The organism is Halomonas sp. M4R1S46, from assembly GCF_025725685.1.
Lineage (GTDB): Bacteria > Pseudomonadota > Gammaproteobacteria > Pseudomonadales > Halomonadaceae > Halomonas.
In genome coordinates, this window is record NZ_CP107008.1 from 4,149,107 (window position 1) to 4,165,295 (window position 16,189).

The window sequence follows — 16,189 nt, forward strand, 5'->3', positions numbered from 1 at the left end:
CGGGCTAGCTCAGCGCCGAGTCGGTCGGCAGGAAGCCGCCCTCGCGCAGCACCTGGGCATAGCCCTCCCGAAAGGTGGGGTAGCGGAAGCGATAGCCGCTCTCGAGCAGGCGGGTGTTGTCGCAGCGCTTGCTGGCCCGGCGGCGCAGCGGCGACTGGATGGTCTCGGTGGCCTCGACCTTGAGCTGCCTGGCCAGCCAGGTCATCACCTCGTGGAGCGGCGTGGGCTCGCAGTCGCTGGCCAGGTAGAGCTCATGGAGCGACTCGCCGGCGAGGGCCCGGCCGATCAGGTGGGCCAGCACGCCGGCGCAGTCATCGCGATGGATGCGGTTGGAGTACATGGCCGGGGTGGCCGCGGCGATGCGCCCCTCGCCGACCTGGTGGATCAGCCGGTCGCGGCCGGGGCCGTAGATGCCCGAGAAGCGCACCACGGTGCCCGGCAACGCATGCGCGATCAGCGCCTGCTCGGCCTCGCGCATCAGCTGGCCCGAGAAGCCGGCGGAGTCGGCGGGGCTGGTCTCGTCCACGACCTCGCCGTCCTGCTGGGCATAGACGCTGGTGGAGGAGACGAAGAAGACGTGCTTCGGCGCCTGCCGGCGGCCGGCATACTCCGCCAGCACCGCCTTGAGGCCATCCGGGTAGGCCGCCCGATAGGCGTCCTCCTCGAAGTGGTCCGCACTGACCACGTAGACCAGCAGGTCGGCATCCGGCAACTCGGCGAGCGCCGCGGCATCGCCCAGGTCCGCGGCGCGGCCCTCGATGCCGGTGCCGGCCAGCTTGTCGGCCTGGCGCCGCACGCCGACGACGCGATGGCCGGCCGCCAGCAGCTCGCGGCCCAGCGTCGTCCCGATATCACCACAGCCCAGAATCAGCGTCGTGTTCTTCACCTTTCCTTCGCCCCCTGATAAAAAGTCCCTATCGTATGAGGGTGCCCTTATCGTGGGGCCCGTGACGCAGATGAGAGGATGCCCCGGCACCAAGATGACTCTAACAGAACTCCGCTACATCGTAACCCTGGCCCAGGAGCGCCATTTCGGGCGCGCCGCCGAGCGCTGCTTCGTGTCCCAGCCCACCCTCTCGGTGGCGGTGAAGAAGCTCGAGGAGGAGCTCGGGGTCGCGCTGTTCGAGCGCTCCAAGTCCACCGTCCAGGTCACCCCGCTGGGCGAGAAGATCGTCGAGCAGGCCCAGCGCGTGCTGGAACAGAGCAGCGTGATCAAGGAGCTGGCCACCGCCGGACGCGACCAGCTGACGAGCCCGCTGCGCATCGGCGCCATCTACACCATCGGCCCCTACCTGTTTCCCCACCTGGTGCCGGAACTCACCCGGGGGGCGCCCCAGATGCCGCTGTATATCGAGGAGGGCTTCACCGGCGACCTGCGACGCAAGCTGCGCAGCGGCGAGCTCGACGCCATCATCGTGGCGCTGCCCTTCACCGAGACCGATGTGGTGACCAAGCCGCTCTACGAGGAGGCCTTCGAGGTGCTGATGCCGGCCGACCACCCCTGGGCCAGCCGCAACAGCATCGACAAGGAGAACCTCCTCGAGGAGCGCCTGCTGCTGCTCGGCGAGGGACACTGCTTTCGCGACCAGATCCTCGAGGCCTGCCCGGCCATCAGCCACAAGCTCAACAGCCCCCACAACACCCTCACCGCCGAGGGCGGCTCGCTGGAGACCATCCGCCACATGGTGGCCTCGCGCCTCGGCATCACCGTGCTGCCGCGCTCGGCCATCGGCACCAGCCACTACGAGAGCGGCCTGCTGGTCAGCCGTCCCTTCACCGCGCCGGCCCCCGCGCGGACCGTGGCCATCGCCTGGCGCGCGAGCTTCCCCCGGCCCCAGGCCATCGATGCGGTGACCGAGGCCATCCAGCGCTGCCGCGCCGCCGAGCCGTCCCCGGCATGAGTGGCCTCGATGCCCCCGTCACGGACCTCAAGGGCGTCGGCGAGGCACTGGCCCTGAAGCTGTCCCGACTGCGCATCGAGACCGTTACCGACCTGCTGTTCCATCTGCCGCTGCGCTACCAGGACCGTACCCGTGTCACGCCCATCGCCACCCTGCGCGCCGGCGGCGAGGCCGTGGTGGAGGGCGAGGTGATGGCCGCCGAGGTCGTGCGCGGCCGGCGGCGCAGCCTGCTGGTGCGCCTGCGCGACGGCTCCGGCATCCTCAGCCTGCGCTTCTTCCACTTCTCGCCGGCCCAGCAGCAGCAGTTCCGCCCGGGCGTGCGGGTGCGCGCCTTCGGCGAGGCCCGGGCCGGCGCCACGGGGCTCGAGCTCTATCACCCGGAATACCGGTTGCTGGGCGAGGGGGCGCCACCGGTGGAGGATCACCTGACCCCCATCTACCCGACCACCGAGGGCCTGCACCAGACCCGGCTGCGGGCCCTGATCGACCAGGCCCTGGCGCGCCTCGACGCCGCCCCCGAGGCCCTGCCGGAATGGCTGCCCGAGGCATTGCGTCAGCGCTTCGCCCTGCCCGAGCTCCACCATTGCCTGGCCGTGCTGCACCATCCCCCGCCGGAGGTCGATCCCGGGACCCTCGCCGAGGGTCATCACCCCGCCACCCGGCGCCTGGCCCTGGAGGAGCTGCTGGCTCACCAGCTGAGCCTGCGGGAGGTGCGCCTGCGCATCCAGGAAGACGGCGCCCCGCCGCTGCCCGATGGGCGCGGGCTGCAGGCTCGCTTCCTCACCCAGCTGCCCTTCTCGCTGACCGCCGCCCAGCGTCGGGTGCTCGACGAGATCCGGACCGACCTCGCCGACGAGATGCCCATGCTGCGCCTCGTGCAGGGCGACGTCGGCTCGGGCAAGACGGTGGTGGCCGCCATGGCGGCGCTGTCGGCCATCGCCGGCGGCTGCCAGGCGGCCATGATGGCACCCACCGAGCTCCTCGCCGAGCAGCACTACCGCGCCTTCCAGCGCTGGTTCGCACCGCTCGGCATCGAGGTGGCCTGGCTGGCCGGCAAGCTCAAGGGCAAGGCCCGGCTGGATACCAAGGCGGCGATCCTCGACGGTCGGGCGCAGATGGTGGTGGGGACCCATGCGCTGTTCCAGGGCGACGTGCACTTCCAGCGCCTCGGCCTGGCGATCATCGACGAGCAGCACCGCTTCGGCGTTCACCAGCGCCTGGCGCTGCGCGAGAAGGGCGAGGCCGGCGGCCTGACCCCTCATCAGCTGGTGATGACCGCCACCCCCATCCCGCGCACCCTGGCGATGAGCGCCTATGCGGACCTGGACGTCTCGGTCATCGACGAGCTGCCCCCCGGGCGCACCCCGGTGACCACGGCGGTGGTGCCCGACGAGCGGCGCCCCGAGGTGGTGGCGCGGATCCGCCACGCCTGTGCCGAGGGTCGCCAGGCCTATTGGGTGTGCACCCTGATCGAGGAGTCCGAGGCCTTGCAGTGCCAGGCGGCGGAGGCCACCCGTGACGAACTGGGGGAGGCCCTTCCCGAGCTCGCCATCGGCCTGGTCCATGGCCGCATGAAGGCTGCCGAGAAGGCGGAGGTGATGGACGCCTTCAAGGAGGGGGCGCTCGACCTGCTGGTAGCCACCACGGTGATCGAGGTCGGTGTCGATGTGCCCAACGCCAGCCTGATGATCATCGAGAATCCCGAGCGTCTCGGCCTGTCGCAGCTGCACCAGCTGCGGGGCCGGGTGGGCCGCGGCGCCACCGCGAGCTTCTGCGTGCTGCTCTACCATCCGCCCCTGTCGGACCACTCGCGGCGCCGACTGACCGTGATGCGCGAGACCACGGACGGCTTTCGCATCGCCGAGCAGGACCTGGCGATCCGTGGCCCCGGCGAGGTGCTGGGCACCCGACAGACGGGACTGGCCGCCATGAAGATCGCCGACCTGGAGCGCGATGCCGACCTGCTGCCCTCGGTCTCGCCGCTGGCCGAGGCGCTGCTGACCACACGGCCGGAGGCCAGCCGCCCGCTGATCCGCCGCTGGCTCGGCGAGGAAGCGGGGCGTTACGGGCAGGTCTGATGCAAGAGGGAAGAGGGAAGATGGGGTAGGTATTCTTCTTGCCTCTTCAGGGCGCGAAATACCGTTCTTCCTTCTGCGAGCGGCGTCGCCGCACCTTCTTATAAGTGCTTCAGCAATCCCTGGAGCCGCTCCAGATCCTTGGCATCACCGACCAGGCGCACCTTGCCGGCCATCATGCCGTCGAGGAAGGCCTTCTGGGTGGGTTTCCTGAGTACCTGCACGGCTGCGTCGGGATCCTCGAAGCGCAGCTCCAGGTCGAGATCCACCGGCAGGCCAGGCCCCGTCTCGATACCACCGGGCGACATGCGGTAATAGCGGGCGATGGCCAGGTCCTCCGTGCCGATCCCCCAGTCGAGGCCGCGCATTCCGGCCAGGCGGTCACGGAACGCCACCTTGCGGCGCAGCGCCCGCTTGAGCAGCACGCCCAGCACCCACAGCATCAATCGCAGCTTCATCGGCACCCATCCGGGAAAGGTAATCGGGGGAAAGTGGCCAGAACGTCCGCGGCCCGCCATGGGGCGGGCCGCAGGCGGGTTCAGCAGGCCTTTACTTGGCGACAGCGTCCTTGAGGCCCTTGCCCGGCTTGAAGGCCACGGTCTTGCTGGCCGGGATGGTCAGCGGCTGACCGGTCTGGGGGTTCTTGCCGGTGCGAGCGGCCCGCTCGCGCACGGTGAAGGTACCGAAGCCGATCAGCGAGACATCCTTGCCATCGGAGACACTGCCCGTGATCTCGTCGAGGATGACATTCAGGACCTGGCTGGCCTTGTCCTTGGATAGATCGGCACGCTCGGCGATCGCCGCGGCGAGTTCTGGTTTGCGCATACAGCCCTCCTGGTTTCGATGAGCTACCGGTGATCCCACCGGCTCGTTGTTCTTCACGGAACATCCATGACTGCCTCACTCGCATGCGGCCCAGGGAGCGACATGCGAATGACGCCACTATGCAACGGGATCTCTGGCGACCCGACGGCCGGCGACCCGAGGCGCCGTCGTTGACGTCACTAGCCTAGCAACGGCGGTGCAGCCCGCGCCAGTTCGACTTTCCGACGTACGCAGCCGCCTGTCAACGCGAATCCGATCAAACGACCGTCCTCATCCTCGGCGAGGGCAGTCAGATCCGGTCCTTCCCCTTCGAGGCGCCAGCGGGCGGGTGGCACGGTGGGGGGCAGCGACACCACCGGCAGCAGTGGCGTCTTGACCAGCACCGGCCAGGGACCATAGTGCACGGGCGTGGGCGTGCCGGTCAGGGTCCTGGCCAGGGCCTTGGCGCCGGCCTGCAACGGCTGGACATACATGGCATTGAGGCCATCGACGCAGGCCACATCGCCCAGGGCGAAGATGCCGGGGGTCGAGGTGGCCAGCAGGCGGTCGGTGTGGATGCCCGCCGCGCCGACCTCGAGCCCGGCTGCCGCGGCCAGCTCGCTGCGCGGCCGCAGGCCGGTGGCCACCAGCACCAGGTCGGCCTCCAGGCTCGCGCCATCGTCCAGCCCCAGCCCCACGCGGCTGCCGAGGGCCATCAGCTCGCGCACGGTGCGTCCCGTATGCAGCCGGATGCCGGCCGCGACGAAGGCCTCGCCCAGGGCATGGCCCAGGGGTTCCGGCAGCAGCCGTGGCAGGGGCGCCGGCTCCGGGGCGACCAGCTCGACCGCGTGGCCGCCGGCGGCCAGGTCGTTGGCGAACTCGCAACCGACCAGACCGATGCCGACGATGGCGATCCGCGCCGGCCGCCCCAGGGCATCCAGCGCCCCATGGAAGCCCCGGTAGTCGTCGAGATCGTTGATCGTGAAGACCCGCTCCGCCACGGCCTCGGGAATCGCGAAGGGGGCGACCGGCGCGGCCCCGGTGGCCAGCACCAGCTCTCCATAGGGCAGACGCTCGGCGCCGAGCGTCAGGGTCCGCGTGTCCGGATCCAGGGCCTCGACCCGGCTATGGGTGCGCATCACCACCCCCAACTGGTCGGCCACCTCGAGGGCGGAGCGGCTGGCCAGCCGCTCGGGGGGAAGCCGCTTGGCGAAGCCGGTGGAGAGCAGTGGCTTGGAGTAGTCGTCACCGCCGTCGGCGGTGATCAGGGTGATCGGCCGCTCGGCCTGGCTGGCGCGCACCTGGCGTGCCAGGCCGAGACCGGCCATGCCGGAGCCGATGATGGTCAGGGGAGCGGTCATGGGATGCCTCGCTGCGAGGGACGCGACGGCCCGGCATGGGATGGCCCGTCACGGTTCGGCCCGTGTGGGATGGCGTATCGGCGAGCCATGGTACACTAGCCGCCCTTTGGATTGGACGCGGAGTAGAGCGGTGGATCACGGCCCGGCACTCGCCCCCCGATGGCGCCCCCTGGCGGCGGCACGCCCGGCCATGAGTCCCGCCTGGTGGCAATGGGTCGCCTCCCGCGATTCCCTCACCAGCCGCCTGACCGAGGCCGGCCGCCCCTGGCGCTTCCGGGTCCGCCTGCTCGGCCAGGGCCTCGGTCGGCCACGCCGCGACGAGGCCCTGGCCCTGGGCCTGCCGCTGGGTCGGCGAGCCTGGCTGCGCGAGGTGGCGCTGACCCTGGACGACCGCCCCTGGGTGATCGCCCGCTCGGTGGCGCCGCTGGACCAGCCACACCGCCGGCGGCTCGAGCGGCTCGGCGAGCACTCGCTGGGCCACTGGCTGTTCCGCCAGCCCGACCTGGAGCGCGGCCCCATCGAGGTCAGCGCCGACCCCGCCCCCTTCCACCCCACCACGGGCCCCTGGGGGCGCCGCTCGGTGTTCCGTCATGGCGACTTCGCCGTGCTGGTGCAGGAATTCTTCCTGGAGGCCATGGTGGATGACCTCGCCTTGCCTTCACGATAGGCTTGAGCGGCACGTGTCGGGAGGCGCCCCGCCCCTGGCACAGGCCCCGATCGACCCATGCGAGAGACCCTGATGGACCGTACCCTGATGCGCCCCAGGGGGCTGGCCCGGCTCCCCGACTTCCTGCACCTGACCCGTCTCGACCGCCCCATCGGCACCTGGCTGCTGATGTGGCCCACCCTGTGGGCGCTGTGGGTGGCCGCGGACGGCCTCCCCGAACGCCGGCTGCTGCTGATCTTCGTGGCCGGCGTCTACCTGATGCGCGCCGCGGGCTGCGTGGTCAACGACTACGCCGACCGCCACTTCGACGGCCACGTCAGGCGCACCCGGGACCGCCCCCTGGCCAACGGCCGCATCGCCGAGGGCGAGGCCCAGGGGCTGTTCGCGCTCCTGGTCATGGCCGCCTTCGTGCTGGTGTGGTTCACCAACCTGTTCACCGTGATGCTGTCCGTGGTGGGGGTGGCGCTCGCCGCCGTCTACCCCTTCATGAAGCGCTACACGCACCTGCCCCAGCTGGTGCTGGGGGCGGCCTTCTCCTGGGCCATCCCCATGGCCTTCGGGGCGGTGCTCGGCCGGGTTCCCGTGGAGGCCTGGCTGCTGTTCGCCGCCAACCTGGCCTGGACGGTGGCCTACGACACCGAATACGCCATGGTCGACCGGGACGACGACCTGAAGATCGGCATCAAGTCCACGGCGGTGCTGTTCGGCCGCGCCGACCGGCTGATGATCGGTGCGCTGCAGCTGGCGACCCTGGGCCTGCTGGCCGGGGTCGGGCTGCGCCTCGGCCTGGGCGGCTTCTTCTGGCTGGGCCTCGCCGCCATGGCGGCCACCTTCGCCCACCAGCAACGCCTGATTCGCCATCGCGAACGCGAGCGCTGCTTCCAGGCCTTCCTCAACAACCACTGGTCGGGCCTGCTGGTCTTCGCCGGCATCGGCCTCAGCCTGTGGCCGGGGCAAGGCGGCTGAAGGGGGGCGACAGCCCGGTACTGTCACGGTATTGTCACAAGGACATGCTGTCATCGTCATCGACCCGTCATTGACCTGACCATGAGGCCCCGGGATGACCGCCAAGACCGTACTGATCGTCGATGATGAAGCGCCGATCCGCGAGATGATCGCCGTGGCGCTGGAGATGGCCGACTATCGCGTCCTCGAGGCGGACAATGTCCAGACCGCCCATGCCATGGTCGTCGACCACCAGCCCGACCTGGTACTGCTCGACTGGATGATGCCGGGCACCAGCGGCATCGAGCTCGCCCGGCGCCTGAAGCGCGAGGAGAGCACCGCCGAGCTGCCGATCATCATGCTCACCGCCAAGGGCGAGGAGGACAACAAGATCCAGGGGCTCGAGTCCGGGGCGGACGACTACATCACCAAGCCCTTCTCGCCCCGGGAGCTGGTGGCCCGCCTCAAGGCCGTACTGCGCCGGGCCACCCCCCGCGGCGTGGAGGACCCGGTGGAGGTCGACGGCCTGATGCTCGACCCGGTGAGCCACCGGGTCAGCGTCGACGGCCAGTCCCTGGAGATCGGCCCCACCGAGTACCGGCTGCTGCAGTTCTTCATGACCCACCAGGAGCGCGCCTACACCCGGGGACAACTGCTCGACCAGGTCTGGGGCGGCAACGTCTACGTCGAGGAACGCACCGTCGACGTACACATCCGCCGCCTGCGCAAGGCCCTGGGCGAGCCCCACCAGCAGTTGATCCAGACCGTGCGCGGCACGGGCTACCGCTTCTCCGCCAAGGGTTGACGTGACGCGGCTGTGGCGACGGGAACTGTGGCGGCTGACGGCCCTGGTGCTCGCCGGCGCCCTGGTCGGCTGGCCCTTCTCGGCCATCGGTGCCGGCGTCGCGGTGGCGCTGGCGCTCTATCTCGGCTACCAGCTGCGCCAGCTGCATGCCCTCCAGCAGTGGCTGACGCACCGCCCCCATGACGAGCCGCCGGCGGCCTCCGGCCTGTGGGGCGAGCTGTTCGACCGCCTCTACCGCTACCAGAAGGGCCAGCGCATCACCCAGCGGCGGCTGCGCGACACCCTGCGGCGCATCCAGGAGTCCTCGGAGGCGATGCGCGACAGCGTGGTGATGCTCGACCGTCACGGTGACATGGAATGGTGGAACAGCGCCGCCGAGCGCATGCTGGGCCTGCAACCGGCCCATGACCGCGGCCAGCACATCACCAACCTGCTGCGCGATCCGCGCTTCGTCGACTACCTGCATGCCCGGGACTATCGCGAGCCCCTGACCCTCTCGTCGCCGATCGACGAGGAGATGATCCTGCAGTTCCAGATCACCCTCTACGGCGACGACGAACGCCTGCTGATGGCCCGCGATATCACCCGCCTCCACCGCCTGGAGCAGATGCGCCGCGACTTCGTGGCCAACGTCTCCCACGAGCTGCGCACCCCGCTGACGGTGCTGGCGGGCTATCTCGAGACCTACGGCGACATGGCCGACCAGCTGCCCCCCCGGCTGGGACGGGGCATCGCCCAGATGCAGAGCCAGACCACGCGGATGCAGAACCTGGTCAACGACCTGCTGCTGCTCTCGCGCCTGGAGATCGACCGGGGCGGCCAGGACGACACCCGTCTCGACCCCGCCGCCCTGCTGGAGGCCGTGCGGCGGGATGCCGAGGCGCTCTCCGCCGGGCGTCACCACCTCGAGGTGGCCATCGAGGACCCGCGGGGGGTGCGGGGCTCGGAGAAGGAACTCCACAGCGCCGTCTCCAACCTGGCCTTCAATGCCGTGCGCTACGCCGGCGAGGGCAGCCGGATCGTGCTGCGCTGGCGGGCCTGGGGCGAGGGCGCCTGCCTGGAGGTGGAGGACGACGGCGAGGGCATCGACCCCCTGCACATCCCGCGCCTCACCGAGCGCTTCTACCGCGTCGACAAGGGGCGCAGCACCGCCACCGGCGGCACCGGCCTGGGACTCGCCATCGTCAAGCACGTGCTGCTGCGCCACGACGCCCGCCTCGAGATCGACTCCCGCCCCGGCGAGGGCGCCACCTTCCGCTGCCTGTTTCCCGCCGCCCGGCTGGTCGATGGCCAGCCACAGCCGGCCTCGCAGCGCGCCTGAACGGGCCGGGCGATGCGGGCAGCCTCGCCGCGCCGGCCGCGTGTCACCGATGCCGGGTGCCTCAGCGCGCCCGGGGCGGTGCCGCCTGGCCAAGCGGCGCGAGGTCGCGATAGTGGCGATCCCACATCAGCACCGCGGCGGCCACCGCGCCGGGCAGCAGGAACAGATTGGCCAGGGGCAGCCAGGTGATCAGCGTCACCCAGCCGCCGTAGCTGAGCGTCGGCCAGCGCCGCGCGGCGAGGCGGCGTCGCATGTCGCCGAAGGTCACCTGGTTGTTGTCCATGGGGTAGTCGAGGTAGGTGATGGCCATGGTCCAGGCCGAGAACAGCGCCCAGAGCAACGGCGCGACCAGGTTCACCACCGGGATCCAGCTGATCACGAGGAGCACCGCCAGGCGCGGCAGGATGTAGCCCAGCTTGACCAGCTCACGCCCCATGGCATCGACGCCGGCGCGCAGCAAGCCGCGATCGTCCAGCGGCGCCCGGCCGGTCACCTCGCGTTCGACCTTCTCCGCCAGGAAGCCATAGAAGGGCGCGGCGATCAGGTGGGTCACCAGGGTGAAGGTGAAGAACACGATCACCACCAGGCTGAGCAGGAACAGCGGCCAGATCAGCCAGCTGAGCCAGTCGAGCCAGGCCGGCACCATGGCCATCCAGCCCTCCAGCCAGCCGCTGAAATGGGCCAGCACGTAGGCCAGCATGCCGGCGTAGACCACCAGGTTGGCGAGAATCGGCAGGAACACGTAGCGGCGCAGCCCCCGGGAGTAGACCAGTCGGGTCCCCCGGGACAGCGCCGTGAAGGCATCCAGCATCGGTGTCATTTCCTCCATCACGACGAAAGGGGCCGTCGCCAGGGGCGACGGCCCGTTCAGGGACAGCGCGCATCGGGGGCGGTTCAGCCCTCGCCGAGCATGTCCTCGTCGAGATCATCCGGGTCCGTGTGGCGGATGTCGAGCCCCTTGACCAGATAGACCACATACTCGGCCAGGTTGTTGGCGTGGTCACCGATCCGCTCCAGGGCCCGCAGGATCCACATGATGCCGAGGACCGGCGAGATCGCCCGGGCATCCTCCATCATGAAGGTCATCAAGGAACGCATCGCGCTCTGATACTCGCTGTCGACCTGATCGTCCTCCTGGACCACCTTGAGCGCCAGCTCGGTGTCGAAGCGGGCGAAGGCGGTCAGGGCATCACGCACCATCTTGCGCACGTGCTCGCTGATGATGCGCACCTCGACGAAGCCGCGGGTGCCGCTGTGGCTGTCCACCAGCTCCCCGGCGTTGCGGGCGATCTTGCTGGCCTCGTCGCCGATGCGCTCCAGGTCGGAGGCGGCGCGAATCACCGCCAGCACCAGGCGCAGGTCCGAGGCCGCGGGCTGGCGACGGGCCAGCACACGCGTGCACTCGTCGTCGATCTTGATCTGCATGTCGTTGACGGCACGGTCGTTGTCGACCACCTGACGGGCCAGGGTGGAGTCCCCGTCGAGCAGGGCCCGGACGGCATCCTGCACCTGCTTCTCGACCAGGCCACCCATGGCCATCAGGTGGGTCTTGAGCTCCTCGAGCTCATGATTGAACTGCCGCGAGATATGCTGGCTGTGGATATCGCTGGTGATGTCCATGAGACTCTCCTGGGGGCGCAGTGCGTCAGGCCATGCGCCCGGTGATGTAATTCTCGGTGCGCGCGAGGCGCGGGTTGGTGAAGAGGGTATCGGTGGGGGCATACTCCACCAGCTCGCCGTTCTGCAGGAAGGCGGTGTAGTCCGAGACCCGCGCCGCCTGTTGCATGTTGTGGGTGACCAGCACCAGGGTCAGGCTCGCCTTCAGGTTGCGGATCAGCTCCTCGACCTTGAGGGTCGAGATCGGGTCCAGGGCCGAGGCCGGCTCGTCGAGCAGCAGCACCTCGGGCCCCACCGCCAGGGTGCGGGCGATCACCAGGCGCTGCTGCTGGCCCCCCGACAGCGACCAGGCGGAGGCCCGCAGCCGATCCTTCACCTCGTCCCACAGGGCCGCGGAGCGCAGCGCCCACTCGACGATGTCGTCGCGGCGTCGCTTGCGCAGCCCGCCCTGCAGGCGCAGTCCGAAGGCCACGTTGTCGTAGATCGACATGGGGAAGGGGTTGGGCGCCTGGAAGACCATCCCCACCCGTCGACGCAGCTCCGCCACCGCTACCTCGGGCGCATGGATATCCTGTCCCTCGAGGCGGATCTCGCCCTCCTGCACCACCTCCTCGTTGAGGTCGTGCAGGCGATTGAGGGCCCGCAGCAGGGTCGACTTGCCGCAGCCCGAGGGCCCGATGAAGGCCGTGACCCGATGCCGCGGCACCCGCAGGGTCAGGTCGTTGAGGGCCGGCTTGTCGCCATAGCGCAAGCCGAAGCCGCGGATCTCCAGGCTGGTGGCCTCGGGATCGAAGTCGATGAACGCTCCCCTGGCGGGGCGCGCTTCCCGCATGACTGGCATCAGGGCTCCTTGGGGCGACAGCAGCATCTCGATACGACGAGCTCAATACGACGAGAGAGTACCGTGGCGCGATCTCAGATGGTGACGCAGAAATATTGCAGTCAGATTAAGCACCAGGATCACCAGCACCAAGAGCAACGCCGTGGCGTAGATCAACGGCATGGCCGCCTGCACATCGCCGCCGTGAAAGGCCGCATCGAAGATATGGTACCCCAGATGCATGAACTTCCTTTCAAGATGCAGGAAGGGAAAGTCGCCGTCCATCGGCACCTGGGGCGCCAGCTTGGCCACCCCCACCAGCATCAGCGGCGCCACCTCCCCCGCCGCCCGGGCCACCGCCAGGATCACCCCGGTGAGCATCGCCGGCGTGGCCATGGGCAGCACCACCCGGGTCAGCATCTCCAGGCGCGTCGCGCCCAGCGCCAGGGCTCCCTCGCGCTGGCGGTGGGGGATGCGCGCCAGGCCCTCCTCGGTGGCCACGATGACCACCGGCAGGGTCAGCAGCGCCAGGGTCAACGACGCCCATAGCAGCCCCCCCGTACCGAAGGTCGGCGAGGGCAGCGAGGCCTCGAAGAACCAGCTGTCCAGGCGCCCGCCGATGCCGTAGACGAACACCCCCAGGCCGAAGACCCCGTAGACGATGGAGGGCACCCCGGCCAGGTTGCGCACGCCGATGCGCACCAGCCGGGTCAGGCGCCCCTGGTGGGCCACCTCGTTGAGGTACACCGCCGCCAGGACCCCGAAGGGGGTGACCACCAGCGACATCAGCACCACCATCAGCACGGTGCCGAAGATCGCCGGCCACACGCCGCCGGCGGTATTGGCGGCCCGGGGGCCCTCGGAGAGGAAGCGCCAGACGCCCTGTCCCCAGGCGGCGAGCTTGTCGAGCCCGGACATGGCATTGGGACGCCGGGCCCGGACGATCTCGTCCAGGGGCTGGATCAGCCGCTGCCCGGACACGCTCTCCAGCACCAGGCGGGCCCCGCCCAGGGACGCGCGCAGCTCGGCGATCCGGGCCTCGGCCGCCGCCAGCGCCCGCGTGGCCCCGGCGCTCTCGCCCTCACGCTCCAGGCGACGCACCAGCGGCAGGATGGTCTGCTCGCGCAGCTCGCGTATCGCCTCGCGCCGCGCCGCGAGCTCCACCAGGCGGTCCGTCAGGGCCGACCAGGCCGCCTCGCCCTCGAGCCGGGGGCCCGCCTCGGGCTCGAGGGCCACCAGCCGGCCGACGAACTCGCTCCAGCGCCGGCGCTCCACCACCAGCAGCTCCGGCGGATGGCTCACCTCGCGGATCGCGTCCAGGGCCACCCAGTCCCAGATGGCCCCGTCCAGGTCGCGGTTGCCGGTGCGATAGAGCCGCTCATGGCCGCTGCCGTCGGGCAGGGGGTCCTCCCTCACCGCCCGGCCGGCCAGCTGGCGACCGTCCTGCAGGGTGACCAGGGCGACATCCCCGGGCCAGAAGTGGCCCAGCCCACGGCTCGCCAGCAGCCCCAGCAGCAGGGCCAACAGCAGCAGCGACAGCGACACGCTGCCGGCGGACAGCCAGGCCCAGGGCCCCTCGCCGCGGGGCAGGCGAGCGCGCCCCGTCTCGCGATGCCAGCCTCTCATGACGGGCCTCCCAGGCGACGATAGCGACGGCGCAGCCGGGTCCGCACCACCTCGGCCAGGGTGTTCACCAGGAAAGTGAAGGCGAACAGCAGCAAGGCCGCCAGCAGCAGCAGCCGATAGTGGGTACCTCCCGGCGCGGCCTCCGGCAGCTCGATGGCAATGCTGGCCGCCATGGAACGCAGGCCATCCAGGGGATTGGCCGTCATCAGGGCGGTGTTGCCGCTGGCCATCAGCACGATCATGGTCTCGCCCACCGCCCGGCCGGCGCCGATCATCACCGCCGACAGCACCCCGGGGCTGGCCGCCGGCAGCATGACCCGCCACAGGGTCTGCCAACGGGTCGCCCCCAGGGCCTGGGCCCCCTCGGCGAGACTTCGCGGCACCCCGGAGAGGGCATCCTCGGCCAGGGCATAGATGCTGGGCACGACCGCGAAGCCCATGGCCATGCCGACGATCACCGCATTGCGGTTGGCATAGTCCAGTCCCAGGGTGATCTCCAGCCAGGCCCGCAGGTCGCCGCCGAACCACAGGGTCTCGAGGCGGGGCCCCAGCCAATGGGCCAGCAGCCAGGTCAGCACCAGCCAGGGCATCAGCCACAGGGCCGCCCAGCCCAACGGCAGGCGTCGCTGCAGTCGGGCCGGCAGCTGCCGCCACAGCCCGCCGGCCAGCAGCAGGCCGGGCGGCACCAGCAGCAACAGTGCCAGGGCCAGGCCCAGGTGACTTTCCAGCCAGGGTGCCAGTACCAGGCCGGCGACGAACCCGATGACCACGCCGGGCAGGGCCTCCATCAGTTCCAGGGTGGGCCGCAGGCGGGCCCGCAGGCGACGCGACATGAACAGCGCCGAATGGGCCGCGGCCCCCAGCGCCAGCGGCACGGCGATCACCAGCGACCAGGCCGCCGCCTCCAGGGTGCCCCAGACCAGCGGGGGCAAGCTGAACAGGGGGCCGCTATCGTCGGCCAGCGTGGGTTGCCAGCGGTAGGCCGGGGCGTCCAGCCCCGCCACGTCCTGGGGCAGCCACAGCGCCTCGAGGCGGACCCCGGGGGGCTCGGCAGGCCAGAACAGCGGCACGACCTCGACGACCAGGAAGACCGCGATGCCCATCACCGCGGCGATCACGCCGATCCCCCCGGCGGTGATCAGGGCGGTGGCCAGGCGGTCGCGCCCCTGGCGCAGGCGCTGTCGCATGGGCGAGGTGGAGGGGGATGGCGTCATGGGGTCCGGGCCGGGATGAATGGGCTAGCGGAAAAATACGACATTGTCATGACAGTCTGGTGAAAGCACTACCGCGTCTCGAGCCCCAGCCGACGCCGCTGTCGCGACAGTACGCCCTCGGGCAGCGAGACGAAGCCGAGTTCCTCGACGATCGCCTGGCCCTCGGTGGACAGCACCAGCTCGATGAAGGCCTGCTCGGCGGCCGGCAGGGACTCCCCCGGCGGCAGGTTCACGTAGAGGCGCAGATCCCGGGCCAGCGGATAGTCGCCGCGGCGCACCGCGCCAGGCTCGGGGGCCCGGCGCAAGCCCTCGGCATTCCGCAGGGGGATCGCCCGGACGCTGGGCATCAGGTGATTGAGGCCGGCATAGCCGATGGCCTGGGGGTCCGCGGCCACGGCGGCCACCACGGCGGCCGACCCGGGGTGCTCGTTGACCGAGGGCCGGAAGCGACCGCCGCACAGGGCCTCTCGGCGGAACAGGCCATGGGTGCCGGAGACGGCGTTGCGTCCGTGCAGCACGATGCGACCGGACGGGACCTCGAGCCCCAGCGCCGCCCAGCGACGAATGCCGACCTCGGCCCCGCAACGATAGGTCTCCGAGAAGATCGCGTCGAGCTGCTGCCGGGAGAGGCTCGACAGCGGATTGTGCCGATGCACCACCACCACCAGGGCGTCCCGGGCCACCACCACTTCCCGGGGCGGATAGCCGTAGCGCGCCACGAAGGCCTGGCGCTCGGCCTCGGTCATCGGGCGCGACATGGGGCCCACCAGGGTGGTGCCCGCGGTCAGGGCAGGCGGCGCGCTGGCCGAACCGCTGGCCTGCAACTGGACCCGCAGACCCGGGTGCCGCCGGGCGAGGCGCTCGCCCCAGCGCAGCATCAGTCCCGCCATGGTGTCCGAGCCGACGGTATCCAGGGTCCCGATGCGATGCTCCGCCTCCGCGGGGCCGGCGAACAGCCCGGCCACGATCAACAGCGCGGCCCAGAATGATGGGGAGCGATAGGCCCGTGTCATGCGTCCTCCAAGGAAACCGG

16 protein-coding genes are annotated in these 16,189 nt (G+C 70.6%); 6 read left to right on the forward strand and 10 right to left on the reverse strand.

Features of this window, described 5'->3' with window-relative positions; genetic code table 11:
• Positions 1 to 4 precede the first annotated feature (4 nt).
• The gene (locus OCT48_RS19150) at positions 5 to 886 is read right to left on the reverse strand and encodes an SDR family oxidoreductase (RefSeq protein ID WP_263590715.1); all 882 of its coding nucleotides are present in this window, start codon (positions 884 to 886) and stop codon (positions 5 to 7) included.
• 94 nt (positions 887 to 980) lie between these two features.
• Here OCT48_RS19150 and OCT48_RS19155 point away from each other — a divergent pair, with 94 nt between their 5' ends.
• The gene (locus OCT48_RS19155) at positions 981 to 1,901 is read left to right on the forward strand and encodes a hydrogen peroxide-inducible genes activator (protein WP_263590716.1); all 921 of its coding nucleotides are present in this window, start codon (positions 981 to 983) and stop codon (positions 1,899 to 1,901) included.
• A complete protein-coding gene (gene recG / locus OCT48_RS19160; RefSeq protein WP_263590717.1) occupies positions 1,898 to 3,979 on the forward strand; it encodes an ATP-dependent DNA helicase RecG in 2,082 nt (693 codons plus the stop codon). The genes OCT48_RS19155 and recG overlap by 4 nt, the downstream gene beginning before the upstream one ends.
• Before the next feature lie 98 nt (positions 3,980 to 4,077).
• On the opposite strand, the gene OCT48_RS19165 is transcribed toward recG, so the two are convergent.
• From OCT48_RS19165 to OCT48_RS19175, 3 genes are all read right to left on the reverse strand, one after another.
• The gene (locus tag OCT48_RS19165) at positions 4,078 to 4,434 is read right to left on the reverse strand and encodes a hypothetical protein (protein ID WP_263590718.1); all 357 of its coding nucleotides are present in this window, start codon (positions 4,432 to 4,434) and stop codon (positions 4,078 to 4,080) included.
• 91 nt (positions 4,435 to 4,525) lie between these two features.
• Positions 4,526 to 4,840 carry an HU family DNA-binding protein gene (locus OCT48_RS19170; RefSeq protein WP_263592651.1) on the reverse strand — a complete coding sequence of 105 codons (315 nt, stop codon included), beginning with the start codon at positions 4,838 to 4,840 and terminating at the stop codon, positions 4,526 to 4,528.
• 140 nt (positions 4,841 to 4,980) lie between these two features.
• Complete coding sequence (locus OCT48_RS19175) at positions 4,981 to 6,141, reverse strand: NAD(P)/FAD-dependent oxidoreductase (protein WP_263590719.1); 1,161 nt, start codon at positions 6,139 to 6,141, stop codon at positions 4,981 to 4,983.
• 190 nt (positions 6,142 to 6,331) lie between these two features.
• Between OCT48_RS19175 and OCT48_RS19180 the strand changes: the two genes are divergently transcribed.
• The 4 genes from OCT48_RS19180 to phoR all read left to right on the forward strand — a co-directional run bounded on the left by OCT48_RS19180 (position 6,332) and on the right by phoR (position 9,879).
• Positions 6,332 to 6,808 (forward strand): chorismate--pyruvate lyase family protein, encoded by a 477-nt coding sequence (locus tag OCT48_RS19180; RefSeq protein WP_263592652.1) that lies wholly within the window; start codon positions 6,332 to 6,334, stop codon positions 6,806 to 6,808.
• A gap of 72 nt (positions 6,809 to 6,880) precedes the next feature.
• Positions 6,881 to 7,774, forward strand: coding sequence for a 4-hydroxybenzoate octaprenyltransferase (ubiA, locus tag OCT48_RS19185; RefSeq protein WP_263592653.1), 894 nt, complete (start codon positions 6,881 to 6,883; stop codon positions 7,772 to 7,774).
• Positions 7,775 to 7,868: 94 nt separating this feature from the next.
• Positions 7,869 to 8,558, forward strand: coding sequence for a phosphate regulon transcriptional regulator PhoB (phoB, locus tag OCT48_RS19190; RefSeq protein ID WP_263590720.1), 690 nt, complete (start codon positions 7,869 to 7,871; stop codon positions 8,556 to 8,558).
• Position 8,559: 1 nt separating this feature from the next.
• A complete protein-coding gene (gene phoR, locus OCT48_RS19195; RefSeq protein ID WP_263590721.1) occupies positions 8,560 to 9,879 on the forward strand; it encodes a phosphate regulon sensor histidine kinase PhoR in 1,320 nt (439 codons plus the stop codon).
• A 61-nt stretch (positions 9,880 to 9,940) separates the two neighbouring features.
• Here the strand turns inward: phoR and cysZ are convergent, their stop codons facing one another.
• The 6 genes from cysZ to OCT48_RS19225 form a co-directional block, all read right to left on the reverse strand.
• On the reverse strand, positions 9,941 to 10,690 hold the full coding sequence (gene cysZ / locus OCT48_RS19200; RefSeq protein ID WP_263590722.1) for a sulfate transporter CysZ: 750 nt from the start codon (positions 10,688 to 10,690) through the stop codon (positions 9,941 to 9,943).
• Between the two features lie 83 nt (positions 10,691 to 10,773).
• Entirely contained in the window at positions 10,774 to 11,499 is a 726-nt protein-coding gene (phoU, locus tag OCT48_RS19205) for a phosphate signaling complex protein PhoU (protein WP_263590723.1), read from the reverse strand.
• A 25-nt stretch (positions 11,500 to 11,524) separates the two neighbouring features.
• Positions 11,525 to 12,337 (reverse strand): phosphate ABC transporter ATP-binding protein PstB, encoded by an 813-nt coding sequence (gene pstB / locus OCT48_RS19210; protein WP_263590724.1) that lies wholly within the window; start codon positions 12,335 to 12,337, stop codon positions 11,525 to 11,527.
• Between the two features lie 42 nt (positions 12,338 to 12,379).
• Positions 12,380 to 13,942, reverse strand: coding sequence for a phosphate ABC transporter permease PstA (gene pstA / locus OCT48_RS19215; protein ID WP_263590725.1), 1,563 nt, complete (start codon positions 13,940 to 13,942; stop codon positions 12,380 to 12,382).
• Positions 13,939 to 15,156, reverse strand: a complete 1,218-nt coding sequence (locus OCT48_RS19220) for an ABC transporter permease subunit (RefSeq protein WP_263590726.1) — start codon at positions 15,154 to 15,156, stop codon at positions 13,939 to 13,941. Before OCT48_RS19220 ends, pstA begins: the two co-directional genes overlap by 4 nt.
• Before the next feature lie 68 nt (positions 15,157 to 15,224).
• A complete protein-coding gene (locus OCT48_RS19225; RefSeq protein WP_263590727.1) occupies positions 15,225 to 16,169 on the reverse strand; it encodes a phosphate ABC transporter substrate-binding protein in 945 nt (314 codons plus the stop codon).
• Positions 16,170 to 16,189: the final 20 nt, after the last annotated feature.

What these genes read in the sequence shown, in the direction of transcription:
- phoB (WP_263590720.1), top strand. Translation starts at nt 7,869, where the DNA reads ATGACCGCCAAGACCGTACTGATCGTCGATGATGAAGCGCCGATCCGC.
- pstB (WP_263590724.1), bottom strand. Translation starts at nt 12,337, where the DNA reads ATGCCAGTCATGCGGGAAGCGCGCCCCGCCAGGGGAGCGTTCATCGAC.
- phoU (WP_263590723.1), bottom strand. Translation starts at nt 11,499, where the DNA reads ATGGACATCACCAGCGATATCCACAGCCAGCATATCTCGCGGCAGTTC.
- cysZ (WP_263590722.1), bottom strand. Translation starts at nt 10,690, where the DNA reads ATGCTGGATGCCTTCACGGCGCTGTCCCGGGGGACCCGACTGGTCTAC.
- pstA (WP_263590725.1), bottom strand. Translation starts at nt 13,942, where the DNA reads ATGAGAGGCTGGCATCGCGAGACGGGGCGCGCTCGCCTGCCCCGCGGC.
- OCT48_RS19155 (WP_263590716.1), top strand. Translation starts at nt 981, where the DNA reads ATGACTCTAACAGAACTCCGCTACATCGTAACCCTGGCCCAGGAGCGC.
- OCT48_RS19180 (WP_263592652.1), top strand. Translation starts at nt 6,332, where the DNA reads ATGAGTCCCGCCTGGTGGCAATGGGTCGCCTCCCGCGATTCCCTCACC.
- OCT48_RS19165 (WP_263590718.1), bottom strand. Translation starts at nt 4,434, where the DNA reads ATGAAGCTGCGATTGATGCTGTGGGTGCTGGGCGTGCTGCTCAAGCGG.
- ubiA (WP_263592653.1), top strand. Translation starts at nt 6,881, where the DNA reads ATGGACCGTACCCTGATGCGCCCCAGGGGGCTGGCCCGGCTCCCCGAC.
- OCT48_RS19220 (WP_263590726.1), bottom strand. Translation starts at nt 15,156, where the DNA reads ATGACGCCATCCCCCTCCACCTCGCCCATGCGACAGCGCCTGCGCCAG.
- OCT48_RS19175 (WP_263590719.1), bottom strand. Translation starts at nt 6,141, where the DNA reads ATGACCGCTCCCCTGACCATCATCGGCTCCGGCATGGCCGGTCTCGGC.
- OCT48_RS19225 (WP_263590727.1), bottom strand. Translation starts at nt 16,169, where the DNA reads ATGACACGGGCCTATCGCTCCCCATCATTCTGGGCCGCGCTGTTGATC.
- recG (WP_263590717.1), top strand. Translation starts at nt 1,898, where the DNA reads ATGAGTGGCCTCGATGCCCCCGTCACGGACCTCAAGGGCGTCGGCGAG.